The sequence below is a fragment of the Simiaoa sp. genome, from assembly GCF_051972595.1.
Lineage (GTDB): Bacteria > Bacillota > Clostridia > Lachnospirales > Lachnospiraceae > Acetatifactor > Acetatifactor hominis.
Map to the genome: position 1 here is coordinate 93,927 of NZ_JBOKRY010000006.1, position 17,038 is coordinate 110,964.

13 protein-coding genes are annotated in these 17,038 nt (G+C 49.0%); 2 read left to right on the forward strand and 11 right to left on the reverse strand.

What is annotated here, in order from left to right:
* Positions 1 to 6: 6 nt before the first annotated feature.
* Genes pknB through ACTRDR_RS03920 form a run of 9 tightly spaced genes read right to left on the reverse strand, consistent with a single transcriptional unit; the run spans position 7 to position 11,294 of the window.
* Positions 7 to 2,124 (reverse strand): Stk1 family PASTA domain-containing Ser/Thr kinase, encoded by a 2,118-nt coding sequence (pknB, locus tag ACTRDR_RS03880; protein ID WP_176863985.1) that lies wholly within the window; start codon positions 2,122 to 2,124, stop codon positions 7 to 9.
* A gap of 55 nt (positions 2,125 to 2,179) precedes the next feature.
* Complete coding sequence (locus ACTRDR_RS03885; protein ID WP_176863983.1) at positions 2,180 to 2,959, reverse strand: Stp1/IreP family PP2C-type Ser/Thr phosphatase; 780 nt, start codon at positions 2,957 to 2,959, stop codon at positions 2,180 to 2,182.
* On the reverse strand, positions 2,910 to 3,983 hold the full coding sequence (gene rlmN / locus ACTRDR_RS03890) for a 23S rRNA (adenine(2503)-C(2))-methyltransferase RlmN (RefSeq protein WP_176863981.1): 1,074 nt from the start codon (positions 3,981 to 3,983) through the stop codon (positions 2,910 to 2,912). The genes ACTRDR_RS03885 and rlmN overlap by 50 nt, the downstream gene beginning before the upstream one ends.
* A gap of 10 nt (positions 3,984 to 3,993) precedes the next feature.
* Complete coding sequence (rsmB, locus tag ACTRDR_RS03895) at positions 3,994 to 5,307, reverse strand: 16S rRNA (cytosine(967)-C(5))-methyltransferase RsmB (RefSeq protein ID WP_440526223.1); 1,314 nt, start codon at positions 5,305 to 5,307, stop codon at positions 3,994 to 3,996.
* Between the two features lie 2 nt (positions 5,308 to 5,309).
* On the reverse strand, positions 5,310 to 6,029 hold the full coding sequence (locus ACTRDR_RS03900; RefSeq protein WP_440526240.1) for a zinc metallopeptidase: 720 nt from the start codon (positions 6,027 to 6,029) through the stop codon (positions 5,310 to 5,312).
* Positions 6,030 to 6,064: 35 nt separating this feature from the next.
* Entirely contained in the window at positions 6,065 to 6,997 is a 933-nt protein-coding gene (fmt, locus tag ACTRDR_RS03905; protein WP_440526224.1) for a methionyl-tRNA formyltransferase, read from the reverse strand.
* Between the two features lie 23 nt (positions 6,998 to 7,020).
* The gene (gene def, locus ACTRDR_RS03910; RefSeq protein ID WP_440526225.1) at positions 7,021 to 7,503 is read right to left on the reverse strand and encodes a peptide deformylase; all 483 of its coding nucleotides are present in this window, start codon (positions 7,501 to 7,503) and stop codon (positions 7,021 to 7,023) included.
* Positions 7,504 to 7,515: 12 nt separating this feature from the next.
* Entirely contained in the window at positions 7,516 to 9,744 is a 2,229-nt protein-coding gene (gene priA, locus ACTRDR_RS03915; protein WP_440526226.1) for a replication restart helicase PriA, read from the reverse strand.
* Positions 9,745 to 9,785: 41 nt separating this feature from the next.
* On the reverse strand, positions 9,786 to 11,294 hold the full coding sequence (locus tag ACTRDR_RS03920; RefSeq protein WP_440526227.1) for a UDP-N-acetylmuramoyl-L-alanyl-D-glutamate--2,6-diaminopimelate ligase: 1,509 nt from the start codon (positions 11,292 to 11,294) through the stop codon (positions 9,786 to 9,788).
* 155 nt (positions 11,295 to 11,449) lie between these two features.
* Here ACTRDR_RS03920 and ACTRDR_RS03925 point away from each other — a divergent pair, with 155 nt between their 5' ends.
* A complete protein-coding gene (locus ACTRDR_RS03925; RefSeq protein ID WP_440526228.1) occupies positions 11,450 to 13,600 on the forward strand; it encodes a hypothetical protein in 2,151 nt (716 codons plus the stop codon).
* A gap of 4 nt (positions 13,601 to 13,604) precedes the next feature.
* On the opposite strand, the gene ACTRDR_RS03930 is transcribed toward ACTRDR_RS03925, so the two are convergent.
* Both ACTRDR_RS03930 and recJ read right to left on the reverse strand, forming a co-directional pair.
* A complete protein-coding gene (locus tag ACTRDR_RS03930) occupies positions 13,605 to 14,276 on the reverse strand; it encodes a YitT family protein (protein WP_440526229.1) in 672 nt (223 codons plus the stop codon).
* A 532-nt stretch (positions 14,277 to 14,808) separates the two neighbouring features.
* On the reverse strand, positions 14,809 to 16,572 hold the full coding sequence (recJ, locus tag ACTRDR_RS03935) for a single-stranded-DNA-specific exonuclease RecJ (protein ID WP_440526230.1): 1,764 nt from the start codon (positions 16,570 to 16,572) through the stop codon (positions 14,809 to 14,811).
* 184 nt (positions 16,573 to 16,756) lie between these two features.
* Here recJ and ACTRDR_RS03940 point away from each other — a divergent pair, with 184 nt between their 5' ends.
* Positions 16,757 to 17,014: a hypothetical protein gene (locus tag ACTRDR_RS03940; protein WP_440526231.1), complete on the forward strand. Its 258-nt coding sequence runs from the start codon at positions 16,757 to 16,759 to the stop codon at positions 17,012 to 17,014.
* The last annotated feature ends 24 nt before the right edge of the window (positions 17,015 to 17,038 follow it).

Genomic DNA, 17,038 nt, shown 5'->3' on the forward strand with positions numbered 1-17,038 from the left:
TTTGTCTTATTCCTTCACGAATTCCACTCTTCTGGTAAAGGTCTTGTTCTCTGTGGTGCCGGGGACGACAACATCCCCCTCTGTTGTGGTGCTTGCCGATGTCACCTGGTAGGTCATGGTGAGGGTACCGCCGGAGGAGGCGATGCCGTTGATATTGGTCGATACCGGGAAGGTGGTAACCTTCGTATCCATCAGCACGGTGCCGTCATCCGCCACCAGGGTGATGCCGACTTCCATTCCCGATACATACTGGGGTGCCTCGGAAGTCGTCGGTGCCACAATGCTGACATTGCACTTATAGGTTACTTTCTGTGCGCCCTGGCTCACCTTAATATCAATGGAGGTTCCCTGATCCACATAGGATCCATGGGAATAGCTCTGATAGCAGATCATACCCTCTCCCACTTCGTCACTGTAAATATAGGTCACACTGCCTACCGTCAGTCCGGCTTCGATTGCTTCCACCGTACCATCCTGCTCTGACAGTCCGATCAGGTTCGGCACACGGATCTTCGTATCTTCCTTGCCCAGGCTTACAGTAACGGTGATCACACTGCCCTTCGGTGCCTTATTACCCTCTGCGGGGGTCTGGAAGATCACGCGTCCTGCTTCTATGGTATCGGAATAGCCCTCTGTCTTATTGACCAGAAATCCCTTGCTTACCAGCTGTGTATTCGCCTCATCAAAGGTAAGCTCCACCACATTCGGAACTTCTACGCCCTGGGTTCCGGCACTTGCCGTAAGTGTTACCGTGCTGCCTTTTTCAATCTGGGCATCCACGCTGACATCGGTACTGATCACCACACCTTCTGCCACGGAATCAGATTCCTCATATGCGACTTCCGTCAGAATTCCCAGTCCGGTCAGTGTATTTCTCGCATCATCCACATTCATGCCCTTCACATCCGGCATGGTGACTTTCTCTGCCTCTTCCTTGGTTTCCTCCGTAGTGATGATCGGGCCGGAAGGCTTATTGCCTTCGTCCTTTTTCCCGCCGAAGATCTTCACCGCCAATACGATCAGTATGATACAGATCACGATACCGGCAACGATTGCCAGAACCGTGGTCACTTTCTCCATCTTGGGATCGTAATCGTAATCGTCTTCGCCTTCTCCCTCTTCTTCACTCTCGTACATTGCTTCTGTATCGGAGCGCAGGCGCATGGTCTCATCGTGGTCCGGTTCCTCATATTCACGGTTTGCGGGATAAGGTGTCTTTCTCTTGATCTGTGCCATATCCTCATCGGAGAGCATCCGTGTGCCACCCTCCATGTCCGGGTCATGGTTCACCACGAAATCCTCATCCGGATTGATCAGAGACTGCTTCAGGTCTGCGATCAGCTCCGCCATATTCTGGTATCTGCGGTCCGGGGACTTCTGACAGCACTTCAATACGATGTTTGCCACGCTGGAAGGGATCTCCGGTACATATTCCTTGGGAGAAGGCATCTCCTCCTGAATATGCTTGATGGCGATCGCTACTGTGGTCTCCCCGTTAAAGGGTACTCTGCCGGTCAGCATCTCGAACATCGTAATTCCCAAAGAATAAATATCGCTCTTCTCATCGCTGTAGCCACCTCTGGCCTGCTCCGGAGAAGTATAGTGGACACTTCCCATGACATTGGAGGTAATGGTGTTACTGGTAGCTGCCTTGGCGATACCGAAGTCCGTCACCTTTACCTTACCGTCTTTGGAGATAATGATATTCTGCGGTTTGATATCCCGATGAATAATATGATTATTATGCGCAGCCTGAATTCCCATGCTTACCTGGATAGCAATACTTACCGCTTCCTTGTAAGACAGACGCGCCTTTTTTTCAATGTATTTTTTGAGGGTGATGCCTTCTACCAGCTCCATTACGATATAGTAGATTCCGTTCTCTTCTCCTACATCATAGACATTTACGATATTGGGATGCATCAGTCCCGCTGCCGCCTGTGCCTCAATGCGGAATTTAGAGACAAAATTAGCGTTCTCACTAAATTCCTGTTTCAATACCTTGATTGCCACATAGCGATTCAGCTTATGACATTTTGCTTTATAGACATCTGACATACCGCCGGTTCCGATCTTCTCCAGGATCTCGTAGCGATCGCCGATCATCATTCCTATTTTGATCATTCCTGCTCTCCATTCCAAAAACCTAAATAACTAAGCATATTGAATATTATCTGTCTTATGCACACGGCTCAATCAATATCACACTGATGTTGTCTTTTCCGCCGTTGGCATTGGCTGCTTCTACCAGGTGCTGTGCCTGTTCCACGAGATCTCTTGCTCCGTTGATAATCATACGGATCTCTTCATCCTCCAGCATATTGGTCAACCCGTCCGTACACATTAAGACGATGTCACCCTCCTGCAGTTCCACGGTAAAAAAGTCCGGTTCCACGTGATCTTCCGCTCCCACTGCCCTGGTAATAATATTTTTCTTAGGATGATTCCTGGCGTCCTCACGGTCCAGTTCTCCGATGCGCACCATTTCCTCTACATAAGAATGGTCTCTTGTGATCTGACGGATCTTGCTGCCCACCACATAGAGTCTGCTGTCACCCACATTGGCCACCTGCAAAAATCTGCCCATGCAGGATGCCGCCACTACGGTCGTACCCATTCCTTCCAGCTTCTTATCCTCACTGGCACACTTCCGGATCACCGTATTGGCTTCCTCGATCGCCTTGCGGAAGATCAGTGACGGATTCTTCTCGAAAGAATTCTCCATCTCATGGATCATGGTCTCCACCGTCACCTTCGACGCATAATCTCCCGCATTATGTCCACCCATACCATCTGCTACGATAAACACGTTGGGCAGGTTGCCCACCGGCTCTTCCGAGGTATAGATATAATCCTGATTGATATTTCTTTTCCTTCCGATATCGGTTATGGAAAACGTCTTGAGCACGTCAAACTTCCTCCTGTGAGAGTCCGTCCGGGTTCTGTGTCTCCTGCACATGACGGCGTCTTAACTGTCCGCAGGCACCATCGATATCCCGGCCCATTTCCCTTCTAATTGTAACATGTATCTTTTTACTTTCAAGTTTATTTTTAAATGCCTGAATGTGCTTCATGTCCGACTGCACATAATCCCGCTCTTTAATAGGATTCACCGGGATCAGATTGACGTGACAGCACAAAGGCTTCGCCAGGGCGATCAGTTCTTCGGCATCCTCTTTTGTATCATTCACACCGCCTACCAGACTGTACTCAAAAGTGATCCGTCGCCCGGTCTGTTCAAAATAGTACCGGCAGGCATCCATCAGTTCATCGATGGAATACCGGTTGGCGATGGGCATCAGTTTTCTTCGCTTCTCATCGGTCGTGGCATGCAGGGACAATGCCAGTGTGATCTGCAGTTTTTCCTCTGCCAGCTGTCTGATCCGGGGCACGATGCCGCAGGTAGATACCGTCACATTTCTCTGGCTGATATGCAATCCGTTCTCATCTGTTAACAGATGGAGAAATTTTAAAATATTATCATAATTGTCCATGGGTTCTCCGGTGCCCATGACTACCACATTGGAGACCCGCTCCTGCGTCAGCCTCGTGATGGCATAGATCTGATCTAACATCTCCGAAGGTGTCAGGTTCCGCTCCAGTCCATCCAGGGTGGACGCACAGAATCTGCAGCCCATACGGCATCCCACCTGGGAAGAAATACAGACACTGTTGCCGTGTTTGTACTGCATCCACACGCTTTCCACCACGTTGCCGTCAGACAGTTCAAATAAAAACTTTTTCGTACCGTCGATCTTCGACTCCTGTATTCTGACAGGCTTTACACAGGTATATTCATATTTTTCCTTGCATTGTTCCCTGAATTTTGCGGAGAGACTGGTCATCTCGTCAAAGCTTCGCGCTAACTTCACATGCATCCACTCATACATCTGTTTTGCCCGGAAAGCTTTCTCTCCCATACTCTCCAGTTCGACCTTCAGTTCCTCCAGATTCAGGGATTTAATATCTTTTTTACTATCCATGTCTTATATCTCACGTTCTTCTGCGCAGCCTTGCAAAGTAGAATCCGTCGGTCTCATCCGTTCCCGGCAGAAGTTGTCTCTCCTCCTCTAAAACGAACGGAAACTGTTCCATGATCCAGGCTGCCATGTTCTGATTCTCTTCTCTGTTGATCGTGCAGGTGCTGTACAACAGCACGCCGCCCGGCTTCACATACCGCCATCCGGCTTCCACGATCTGCCTCTGCAGTTCCTGGATAGACTTAAGGCTCTCCGGTGTCACATGATATTTAATGTCTCTCTTTTTGCCCATAACACCTAAGCCCGAGCAAGGGACATCCATCAGCACCACATCCGCAGACGCTTCCCTCTCTGCGTCATAAACTGTGGCATCATGCACTTCCACTTCCACATTGGTGCGGTGCATGCGCTCCAGATTCTCATGTATCAAATCTGTCTTATATTCCGACACATCGCGGGATAACACATGTCCCGCCTCTTTCGTATATTCTGCCGCCAGGATCGTCTTACCTCCCGGTGCCGCACACAGATCCATAACAAAGTCTCCCTGATTTATTTTTGCTGCCTTTACCGCCAGGGCGGAAGACGCATCCTGTACAGTGAATTTTCCTTCGGCAAATCCGGGCAGCTCGCTGACGTTTTCCAGATTTTCCGCCAGATATACATAAGGAAGCTCCTTATGTGCGCTTAAGTGAACCCCTCTAGCCTCTATCTGTTTCTTAAGCTCCTCACGTTCCGCTTCCGACAATTCCAGGCAAAAACGCAGAGATACCGGATGAATCTTAAGCAGTCCCATGAGAAGTGTTTCCGTTCCCTCCATGCCGTATACCGGAAGCCACAGATTCACGATCCATTCCGGCATAGAATATTTTACGCTGAAATATTTCACGGGATCCGCAGGATCCGGCATGGGCATATTGTCCTTGCTGCGGGCAATACTTCGCAGGACGGCATTGACGAACCCCTTCAGAGTACGGAAGCCGCGCTTTGCCGCCAGCTTGCAGGCCTCATTACATACCGCACTGTCCGGCACCGCATCCATATACAGGATCTGATAGGTGCTCATGCGGAGCAGACAACGGATCAGAGGCTTCATCTTACGGACCGGAACCGAAGAGAACCGGTTCAGATAATAATCCAGCTCCAGCTGTCTCTCTATGGTACCCTCCGTAACTCTCTTGATAAATGCCTTATCTCTGGGATCCAGGTAATCGTATTTATCCAGCACTGCTTTTATTAATTTATGGGAAAAATCCTGCCCCTTTTCCAGGTCCAGCAGGATCTCCACAATAATCTCTCTTGTATCGGTGGTTGCAGGCTTCCCCATGCTTAGTCTCTCCTTCTGCGGTTACCGCCATACAACAGGATCAGACGAAGCAGCTGTAATGCGGAGGATGCTGCTCCCGCTACATAGGTAAGGGCTGCCGCTGTCAGCACCTTTTTACCACCGCTTACTTCTTCATTACCTAACAGTCCGTATTCCTCTACCTTCACAATTGCTCTGCGGGAGGCATTGAATTCCACGGGAAGTGTCACCAGCTGGAAGATCACGGTCAGGGCAAATGCCCAGATTCCCAGCTGGATCAATGTCTGGTTCCAGCTGAGCAGTACTCCTAAGAAAATCAGGGGAATACTTAAGTTGCTTCCGATGTTCACCACAGGTACCAGTGCCGCACGAATACTCATAGGTGCATAGCCGTGGGCATGCTGGATCGCATGTCCGCACTCATGGGCAGCCACACTGACTGCGGTGACTGAGGTTCCGTTATAATTCTTATATGACAGTCTTACGGTATCCGTCCGGGGATCGTAATGATCGCCGTCGTTTGCGTTCAGACACTCGATCTGTACGTTATACAAACCTTCTCTATTGAGAAGATTCCGGGCAGCTTCCGCTCCCGTAATTCCTCTCATATTCCGGACCTTACTGTATTTGCGCATGGTGGAGTTCACCAGCGCACTGGCCCCAAGGCATAACACCAGTCCGATCAATACCAGAAAATACGTGGGGTCAAAATAATAACCATATCCATAATAACCACCATACATAGCAAAGTCTCCTTTCTTATTGCCTGGCTTGTTTATCACTCTCCCAGGAGTTCTCCCGGCTGCACCTTCACGCCTAACAGGAAATCATGGGCTGTCATACGCTTTTTGCCTTCCAGCTGCAATTCCATGACCTTCAGAGTTCCTTCCGACGCTGCCACCTCAAAGGAATCCTTATTCACTGTAAGGATCGTTCCCGGGGTTTCTGTGTGAGCCGTCACCATGGGAATCGCCTTCCAGATCTTTAACTGTTTTCCGCGATAAAATGTGTAGGCGCTGGGCCAGGGGGTCAGTCCTCTGATCAGTCTGTCCAGTTCAGCTGCCGTTTTGGTGAAATCCAGTCTGCCCATTTCTTTTGTGATCAGTGCCGCATAGCAGGTCTTCGCATCGTCCTGTTTTTCCGGGGTCAGCTTTCCTGCTTCTAAGAGCGGCAATGCTTCGGTGATCGCTTCTCCGCCGAGCACCATAAGCTTATCGTGCAGTGTTTCAAAAGTATCTTCCGAAGTAATGGGAATCTTCTTCTGATACAGCATATCTCCGGTGTCCAGTCCGGCATTCATCTGCATGATAGTCACACCGGTCTGCGTCTCTCCGTCGATGATCACTCTCTGGATCGGAGATGCACCACGGTATTTCGGGAGCAGGGATGCGTGGATATTCAGGCATCCGTACTTCGGCAGATCCAGGATCTCCTGAGACAGGATCTGTCCGAACGCTGCCACAATATAAACATCTGCGGGATATTTTTTCAATTCCTCAATAGCCTCGGGAGTCTTGATCCTGCGGGGCTGGAATACCGGGATGCCGTGTTTTACAGCACATTCCTTCACCGGTGGGAACTGTAACTGCCCGCTTCTTCCCTTTGCCTTGTCCGGCTGGGTCACCACTGCGGTGATCTCATGTCCCTGTGCGATCAAAGCTTCCAGAGCTCCCACTGCGAAATCAGGGGTTCCCATAAATACGATCTGCATAGCTTATCTCCTTCCCGGAATACTTATTCTTCTTCCTCGTCCTCATAGGTCACGTCCTGCAGAGGACCTTCCGCCTTCTCCACATAGAGATGTCCATCCAGGTGATCCAGTTCGTGGCAGATGGCTCTTGCCAGCAATTCCGTACCCTCTACCTCTATGGGCTTCATATTCACATCCAATGCTACCGCTTTCACATAATTGGGTCTGGTCACGATACCAAACTTTCCGGGAACACTCAGGCACCCTTCCTGGCCGGTCTGCTCTCCGCTGCTCTCCACGATCCGGGGATTGATAAGAATATACGGATCCTCTCCGGTGGTGTCGATCACCACGATCCGCTTAAGTATGCCCACCTGGGGGGCTGCCAGTCCTACGCCGTTGGCATCATACATGGTCTCTAACATATCCTCGATCAGTTCCTTCGTCCGGGGAGTCATCTCCTTGACTTCCTTACAGTTCTTGGTCAGTACTTCATCTCCATATTCACGAATATTTCTGATTGCCACAATTATTACCTCCTATAATACGTTCACCGGGTCAAAATCGAATTGTATACTAAGCTGTCTTGGCTGCCACTGTCTCAGAGTCTCCTCCACACAGTCCTTTACCGCCACCAGCGTATCATACTCCGCATGCTTCGCATAGAACACATACCGGTAAATATCGTTGATCTTGCTGATATTTGCCGGGGTCGGTCCCAATATCTGCAAAAAGTCCATATTAGACTTTACCACATCTGCCAGCCTCTGGGCAAGCTGTTTTACGTTTTCTTCCTCTTTGCCATAGATCTGTACCGCCAGCATATGTGCCGCCGGAGGATATCCCGACAGCTCTCTGTACAGGATCTCTTCCTCATAAAAGCTCTTATAATCCTGGGCAGCCGCGCAGGTAATGGCATAATGATCCGGCTGATAAGTCTGAATCACCGCTTCTCCCGGAAGCACCCCTCTGCCTGCTCTGCCCACCGCCTGGGTCAGTAGCTGGAATGTCCGCTCTCCGGCACGGTAATCTGAGGCGTTTAAAGACAGATCTGCCGCCAGGATCCCCACCAGGGTCACCTTCGGGAAATCATGTCCCTTCACGATCATCTGGGTGCCAATCAACACATCCGCCTCACCGTTCGCGAAAGCAGACAATATTTTCTCATAGCTGTCCTTCGTCCGGGTAGTATCCGCATCCATCCGTAGTGTCCGCACCCCCGGATACAATTCTTTCAATTTATCTTCGATCTGCTGGGTACCTGCTTTGAATCCCAGAATATATTTCGATCCGCACTTCGGGCATAGCTTTGGCATGGGCTGCATATAGCCGCAATAATGACAGATCAGCCTTCCCCCTTTATGTTCCGAGAGGGAGACATCGCAGTGGGGGCATTTCATGACTTCGCCGCAGGCGCGGCAGGATACGAATCCCGCATACCCTCTGCGGTTTAAAAACAAAATGGTCTGCTGCCCCTTACTGATCCGGTCTGCCATCAGTTCCTGTAATTTTCTGCTGAAAATAGAACGGTTTCCCTCCTGCAGTTCCTGCCTGAGATCCACCGTGTGTACCGTGGGCAGTTCTCCGCCGGTCAGGCGTTTCGTCAGATGGAACAGCCTGTATTCTCCCTTTCCGGCGCGGTAATACGCCTCTAAGGAAGGGGTCGCCGATCCCAACACTACACTGGCTCCGTACAGCTTCGCCACTTCCATTGCCGTCTCTCTGGCATGGTATTTGGGAGTACTCTCACTTTTGTAGCTGTTCTCCTGTTCCTCATCCATAACGATCAGCCCCAGATTGGGGAATGGGGTAAAAAGTGCGGATCTCGGACCTATGATCACATCGATCTCGCCTGCTTTTGCACGCTCGCACTGATCATATTTTTCTCCGGGAGACAATGTGGAATTCATGACACTGACCCGGTCACCGAATCTCTGATAGAACCTAAGCAGTGTCTGGTAGGTCAGAGCGATCTCCGGGATCAGCACGATTGCCTGGCGTCCTCTTTTTATCATCTCGCCGATGAGTTGCATATACACTTCCGTTTTGCCGCTGCCGGTGATGCCATGGATCAGATAGGTCTGCCTTCTGCCGGCATCAAAATCCGTAAGCACTTCCGTAACGATGGTCTGCTGTTGTGAGCTAAGTGTATTGTGCGCTGCCTCCAAGGCTTGCATTTTCACCGGATTCCGGTAACTTTCGGTACTGACTAATTTTGCCGCGCCCACTTTTACGATACTGTTTACCGTAGCGGCGCTGACGCCCAGTTTCCCGGTGACCCATTCGTAGGGAATACTCTCCTGCTCAGACAGAGCTTTTAACAGTCTGGCCTTCGCCACCTGTTTCTTGCGCTCGCATTCTCCTAAGAGTGACAGGATCTCCTCTCTATTCATCAGGCGCACCAGCTGTCTGTGCTCCAGTTTCTTCACAGTCTGCTTCGCCGGCAGTACCGTCTTCAGGGCCTGGATCATGGTACAACCGTAATTGCGGCGGATCCAGGCTGCCAGTGCGATCATTTTGTCTTCCACACCGGTCTCTTTTTCCGGTAGTCCTACGATCTCCTTGATCTTCTCCGGATCGAACTGACACTGATCCCCTATACTGACTACGTAACCTTTGATCAGACGGTTTCCATTGCCGAAAGGGATCATGACGCAGGCTCCCGGCTCCAATCTGTCCCGCATTCTCTCCGGTACCCGGTACTGAAATGTTTTATCCAGTTTTTCATGAGAGATATCTACAATGATATCCGCATATAACGTACGCAATCTGTTTTCCTCTCTGTTCACCGGAATCCCGGAAGGCTGTCTTATAAATCCTGACCCGCTGCCGATCCGGGGATATGTCCCTCCGCCAGGATATCCCGGATCAGATCCCGTTCATCCATGGGATGCTTCACGCCTTTGATCTCCTGGTAGTCTTCGTGCCCTTTTCCTGCCAGCACGATGATATCGCCGGGTTCTCCGTGTTCGATGGCATAAGTAATGGCTTCCTTGCGGTCACAGATCTCCACATATTTTCCATCCGTCTTCGCCATACCGGTCTTGATATCATTGATAATATCCTGCGGCTCCTCGAACCGGGGATTGTCGGAAGTGATGATGGTCAGATCCGCCAGTCTGCCGCTGACCTCTCCCATCTCAAAACGACGCTGTCTGGAACGGTTGCCGCCGCAGCCAAACAGGCTGACCAGTCTGTGGGGTTCATACTCCCGCAGGGTGGTTAACAGACTTTCCAGTGCCATGGCGTTATGGGCATAGTCGATCAGCAGAGTAAATTGGTCAGAAACCTTGATCATCTCAATACGGCCCTTTACTTTTGCCTGTAATAGTGCCTTTTTGATAGCGTCCTCATCCACCTTAAAATGACGGCAGATGGCAATGGCTGCCAGCGCATTGTACACGCTGAATTTGCCGGGCATGGGTACTTCCACATCAAAATTCATCAGACCGGTCACATGGAAGGTCACTCCCAGTTCTCCGGGTTTGTGCACCAATTGCCGGTTCTCGGCCCGCAGCATGCAGTGTTCTCCCATACCGAAGCTCTCCAGTGCACAGGTATGTTCCTCCGTCACTGCCTGCCAGTGTTCATCGTCACCATTGACAATTCCCACCTTGCACTGTTTGAACAACAATCCCTTACAGTGCAGATATTCCTCAAAGCTTGCATGCTCGTTGGGACCGATATGATCCGGCTCCAGATTTGTAAAAATACCGTAATCGAATACAAATCCCTGGGTACGGTGCAGCATCAGCGCCTGGGAGGATACTTCCATAACTACCGTATCCAGTCCGGCATCCACCATGCGGGCAAAATACTCCTGCAACAGGTAAGATTCCGGTGTCGTATTATTTGCATGAATATGTTCGTCTCCGATGATCACCTCGATGGTTCCCACCAGTCCCACTTTATATCCGGCATTCTCCAGAATGGATCTCACCAGGTAGGTGGTCGTGGTCTTGCCCTTGGTGCCCGTGATACCGATAACTTTCAGTTTCTCCGCCGGATGGCCGAACCAGGCTGCGGAGATAAATGCCATGGCATATCGGGTATCCGCTACTTTGATCACAGTCACATCCGCATCCGCAGGAAGTTCTATGTCCTTTTGTACCACCAGCACTCCGGCGCCCTGCGCTGCCACCTGTGCGGCAAAATCATGTCCGTCAAAATTTGCTCCGTTAATACAAATGAACAGGCATCCCGGAATGACTTTACGGGAGTCATAGACTACAGCTGTGATCTCCCGCTCCAAAGTCCCTTGTACCGGTTCGTATTCCAGTTTATCCAGAAGTGTTTTTAATGTTCTGCTTTTTTCCATAAAGGTATCCGCCTTTCCCGAAAAATCTTGTTGCATACTTCTTTATATTTTACTCTTTTTTCTTAAAATGTACCACCCTTAAATTTTTCAGTGTCTTTCACATCTTCCAAAGTAATGCTATAATAAGGTATCTTTTTATTTTAAGGGGGATTCTTATGAACGGCTTTTACGGATCCGTAAACGGAAATATCATCGGTACACTCTATTTTCTTATGTTTCAGTGCGCAGGTTTTCTGTACATCCGTCGCCTTTTTCCGCAAAAAGAACTAGTCTTTCGGTTACTTGTCGGCAGTGTCCTCGGTTCTGTTCTGCTACAATGGATTCCCGCATTGTTTGCCCTTTTCTTCGATTTTTCCCTGACCGCCCATGTGGCGGCTCTTATTTTCATTGCTGTGAGCCTGCTGCTTCTATATACCCTATATCATCCGGTCACGACAGCTTCCTCTCCGGTTCTGCATAAGGATTGCCGGCAACTGTTTTTTGAAAATTATGCTTTTCTTTTACTGGCAGGTATTACTTTTGTGTTATTTTGTGTTTTGCTGTTCACCCACACCCTCCTGCCACAAGAAGACGGACTTCATGTAGGACAATGTACCTACGGAGATCTGCAGATGCATCTGGGAATTATCACAAGCATTGCCGACCAACAGATTTTTCCGCCTTACTACTCGATCTCTCCCCGGGACAGACTGTGTTATCCTTTCCTATGCGACAGTATTTCTGCCAGCATCTATCTGTTTGGAGCATCACTGCGCTATGCCTATATGCTCCCCATGTATTTCGCCTTTTTGCAGGTACTTGCCGGATTCTATGCCATCGCAGACACTCTTCTTCATGACCGCGCCAAATCGCTGACCGCGTGGATTCTGTTCTTCTATAACGGTGGATTGGGATTTATGTATTTTATTGACTTTAGCAGCGAAGGTGGTTACCGGATTCGTGATATTTTTACCGGCTATTACACCACTCCCACCAACCTGATTACCCGGAATATCCGCTGGGTCAATGTCATCGTGGATATGCTGCTGCCCCAGCGTGCCACCCTGTTTGGTTACGCGGTTCTGTTCTGCGCTCTGTGGTTATTGCTCCGTGCCATCAGGAATGGGGAAAAAGACTTATTTCTCCCGTCAGGCATTCTCGCCGGAGCTCTGCCCATGATTCACACGCATTCCTTCGTCGCCATTGTGATTTTAAGTGCCTGCTGGATGCTGCTTTGGCTCTACCGCGCTATCCCTCATGCTTCAGCATCCGGACAGACGCACCCCGGAGCCATTCTTCTTGGCATCTTTACTCTCTGTATGCTCTTTTTTGAGATTATGAACAAAAGTGCTGCTGTCATCGCACCTGCATTACTTTTTCGTTTTGGAATTATCATTGCTGCAATGCTGGTCCTGTACGGATTGTCCCTGTTCTATCGATGCTTTTTTAAGAAAAAAACAGATAGCTATACTCTGCGGGAGTTCTTAACTACGTGGGGAATTTTCTTTGCTGTCGTCCTTCTGCTTGCGGTTCCGCAGCTGCTGGAATGGACCTTCCGACAGACCGCGCAAGGCAGCTTTTTATCGGGACATTTTAACTGGGGCAATCAGGGAGATGAATATCTGTGGTTTTACCTGAAGAACTGGGGAGCAATCCTGGCTTTATTCGTTCCCGCAATGATACATTGCAAAAAAGAAGATTTCGATGTGATGTCCGGCGCATGTCTGCTATGGTTTGTGGCAGAGATCATTTCCTTTTCCCCGAACACTTATGACAATAATAAATTTTTATATGTGACCTATGTATTCGTCTGCTGTCTCAGCGCCGGATACGGTATAGACCTGCTGCGCTCTCTGAAAAAAAGTTCCTCGCGTATCCTATGTCTGGTCGGCATGATGCTTCTGTGTACCGTCTCCGCCGTACTGTCACTTGGCAGAGAACTGGTATCTGACTACACTGCATACTCTAATGCCCAGGTGGAAGCTGCCACATTCGTAGAGGAAAATACCCCTGCCACCTCCTGCTTTTTAACCAATGGCAGACATGTCAATGAGATCTCCGCCCTGGCGGGACGAAATGTAGTCAACGGTGCCGGAACCTTTTTAGCATTCCATGGTCTCTATCATTCGGAAAACCTTGCGGACTTCAAAAGCATTTACGAGGATCCTTTAAACGCGGCTCCCCTGCTTGTAAGTTACGGGATTGATTATATCGAGGTGTCCTCCTGGGAACGGGCGGATTATGCCGTGGACGAGGCAGCTCTTTCCTCTCTGTATCCCTGCATCTTCGACAACGGAGAGATTCAGATCTACCAGGTCACTCGGTAGCTTTTCACTCCGCTGTGGGAAGTTCTACGGTATCACATTCCCGGGGCTTACCGAAGTTCTGGATAAAACCGATCACCTGTCCCGACAAAAGTACGGTAAACAGTGAATAACCGATCCGTCTCACCGGGATATAGCTCAAGGACATGACCAGCACGATCAGGTCCGATAGCAGGTACACCCACTGGATCTTCCAGCCGGTGGCATGGGAAATGCTCATGGCCAGGGCATCGTCTCCACTGGGTGCTCCTCCGATACGTACGCACAGTCCGGCGCCCACACCAACAAACAGTGCACCCACCAGGGCTGCCACAAGGGGCATGTCCGCCAGTCCGGGCCACAGGTGCGGGAATTGTTCGCAGATCTTATATGTACCGGAGAATCCCACCGTAGCCAGTGCGGAATAAGCGATGAATTCCTTACCCAGCAGTTTCCATCCCAGCACATAGCACAACACATTCATGATGCCGCCGGTGACCGCCGGGGAGATGCCGGTCCAGTGCTCCAATAACAGAGTTGCTCCCAGTACACCACCCTCGGTAACACCGGAGATGGAGTGTACATGATATAATCCAAATGCCAGAATAAAACTTCCCAATAAGGTTATAGCACAATTTTTTAATGTGATGTTTTTCAATGCTTCTTTCCATTCGTGAATCTGTGATTTCATTTTGTTCATTTTGTAATTTCTGTTCTTTCTATAATTTTATATTCGTATCTTTATGATGTCCCGCCTTTGATGCCTACGAATTGTTCCGTGCTGCGCACTCTCACAATTCTACCCTCTATTCGCATATCGTGGGATTATCATTCTTACATTATAACCACGGATATCGGTCTATCGTCAAGTCTTATCGGAGAATCGAAAAACCCCAGGCTGTTATACCTGGGGCTTTTCGATTTTCTTATGAGGGGGGGAGATAGTGAGTTCATCAACTATCTGAAATACATATTACAGAAGAAATGTGTACAGAATGTGTATGAATTCTAATTTAATTCTAAAATGAATCTTGAGGTTTTATAAACTCTGAAAAGTCCTACTGAACACCAAAAAGTCTCAGGCATGATGCCTGAGGCTTTCCGGTTTCTTATGAGGGGGGGAGATAGTGAGTTCATCAACTATCTGAAATACATATTACAGAGAAAATGTGTCCATTTTGTGTTTAAAAAATAAAAAAATATGAATGTGATTCTGAACAGTTACAAAAATGTCAGCAATAGTTCTGCATGACAAACTGCACTTCCGTCCTACCCTTATAGGTATTTTGGCCGACCTGATATACCACAGAAAGAGGAAAACTTCCTCTTCCGGCATAAAGTGCTTCTTCACTTCCGATACCATATTTTTCATTTAAGAAAGCTCCCAGTCGTTCCAGGTCCCCGAAAAACACCAGCGTCTGCGTATTTCCTTCCGGTGTCTTCACCCGGAATCTGGCACAGGTCTTGTTGGCACCCATTTTAAATCCCGCCTGAAAGAGCAGATCCTTTTGTGCAAAAAGTGGCTTCGGATTCCCGGTTCCGAAAGGTTCTAATAACGCCAGTTCTCCTGCCAGGGCTTCGTCCGCATATCCCATGGGCATTGCCACATCAATATGTACTCTGGGAATAAAATCATCTTCTGTCAGCGTACAGTTTTTATTGAGAGCAATCCGCAGAGGTTCAATATCCTCCTCCCGCATGGACAGACCTGCTGCCAGTTTATGTCCACCGTACTTGGTAAAAAACTGTTTCACCTGCGTCATGGCATCATACATATGGTAAGCTTCGATAGAACGGCCGGATCCCTTCACACCGTCCTCTCCTTTGGTCAGGATGAATACCGGATGATGATATTTTTCCCTGACTTTCCCGGCAATGATTCCGGCAATGCTCTCATGGACCTCCGGCAGATAGATCACCATGACTTTATCCTCCGTCATGTGATGTTCCTGAATATATGTATCGGCCCGCTGGATCCCTTGTACTGTCAGGTTCTTGCGGCTTTCGTTTAAGTCTTTCAATTCTCTCGCCGCTGTCATGGCATCCGCTCTGGTAAAACTCTGCAAAAGCTCCAGCGCCCTTTTCGCAGTATCCAGTCTTCCCGTAGCATTCAGGCAGGGACCCAGCACGAACCCCAGGTGATATGCACTCAGCCGGTCCGGAGCGATTTCATTGACTTCCATCAACGCTTTCAGTCCTTCGTTATATCCTTTTTGGATCCGTTTCAGTCCTTCCTTTACCAGAATGCGGTTCTCATCCTTTAACTCCATAACATCGCATACCGTGGAAAGTGCCGCGAATTCCAGCAGTTCATCCTGAATATTTATAAGCCCCGGATTCCCGGTCTTCTCCGTGATTGCCCAGATCACCTTCAGTGCCACAACGCCGCCGCAGATGCCTTGAAATGGATAAGAACAATCACTGCGCTTGGGATCCACCACCGCCAGTGCCGGGGGCAGCTGTTCCTTCCGCTCCCCGTTTTCTTCTATATAAGGAACCTCATGATGATCCGTAACGATCACACGCATGCCCAGGGAATTTGCCAGCTCGATCTGTGGTGCCGCGGCAATTCCGTTATCACAGGTGACGATCATGCCGACACCCTCCCGCTTAGCCTCTTCGATCAGATGTTCATTCAGTCCGTATCCGTCATGGATTCTGTGGGGAATCGCCGTATCCACCTGTGCGCCAAGCATCTGAAACCCTTTGGTCAGGATATAAGACGAGCAGATACCATCCACATCGTAATCTCCGATGACCCGGATATGCAGACCTTCCTTTACCGCTTTCAGAATCTCCTCCACTGCCCTGTCCATATCCTTAAGCAGCCAGGGAGAATAGCAGTCCTCCAGTTTCCCATAGAGGAACTTCTGGATCTGGCTCTCTTCCGTCAGATCCCGGTTTCTAAGGATCCTCGCCGTCACCGGACTGATATGAAATTCCTTCGCCCATTTATCAAAATCTGCCTTCTTCGCAGCCACATACCATTTTTCCATGCAGGTTCCCGCTTTCGTAATTGTTTTTCCCTAAGCCTCATTACATTATAGCATAAAAAAGCTTGTGCATATCCTCTTTTTATGCTATATTCAATTCAATTTCTACGTGAAATTTCTTACATCCGGCGTTTCGCCATTTTTTCAAGCAACTTTTAATTACACAAAAAGCTGGGAGGAAATTCTTATGACTGCAAAAAACGATGAATACCTTATGGAAGCGACAAAGACTTTATATAATCTGAATGCGGACGATATGGTCAGACAGCGTTGTCAAGCACGAATGGACGCAGAGCTTCAGGAACAATATCTGTTGAAGAAGATTGATGCTTTGACGACTGATAATGATAAGTTGACTGCCGATAACAATAAGTTGACTGCCGATAATGCCGCCAAAGACGCTGAGATCGAAGCTCTGAAAAGGAAACTTGCAGAGTTACAGTAAACTACACAATCTCATTATAAAAGG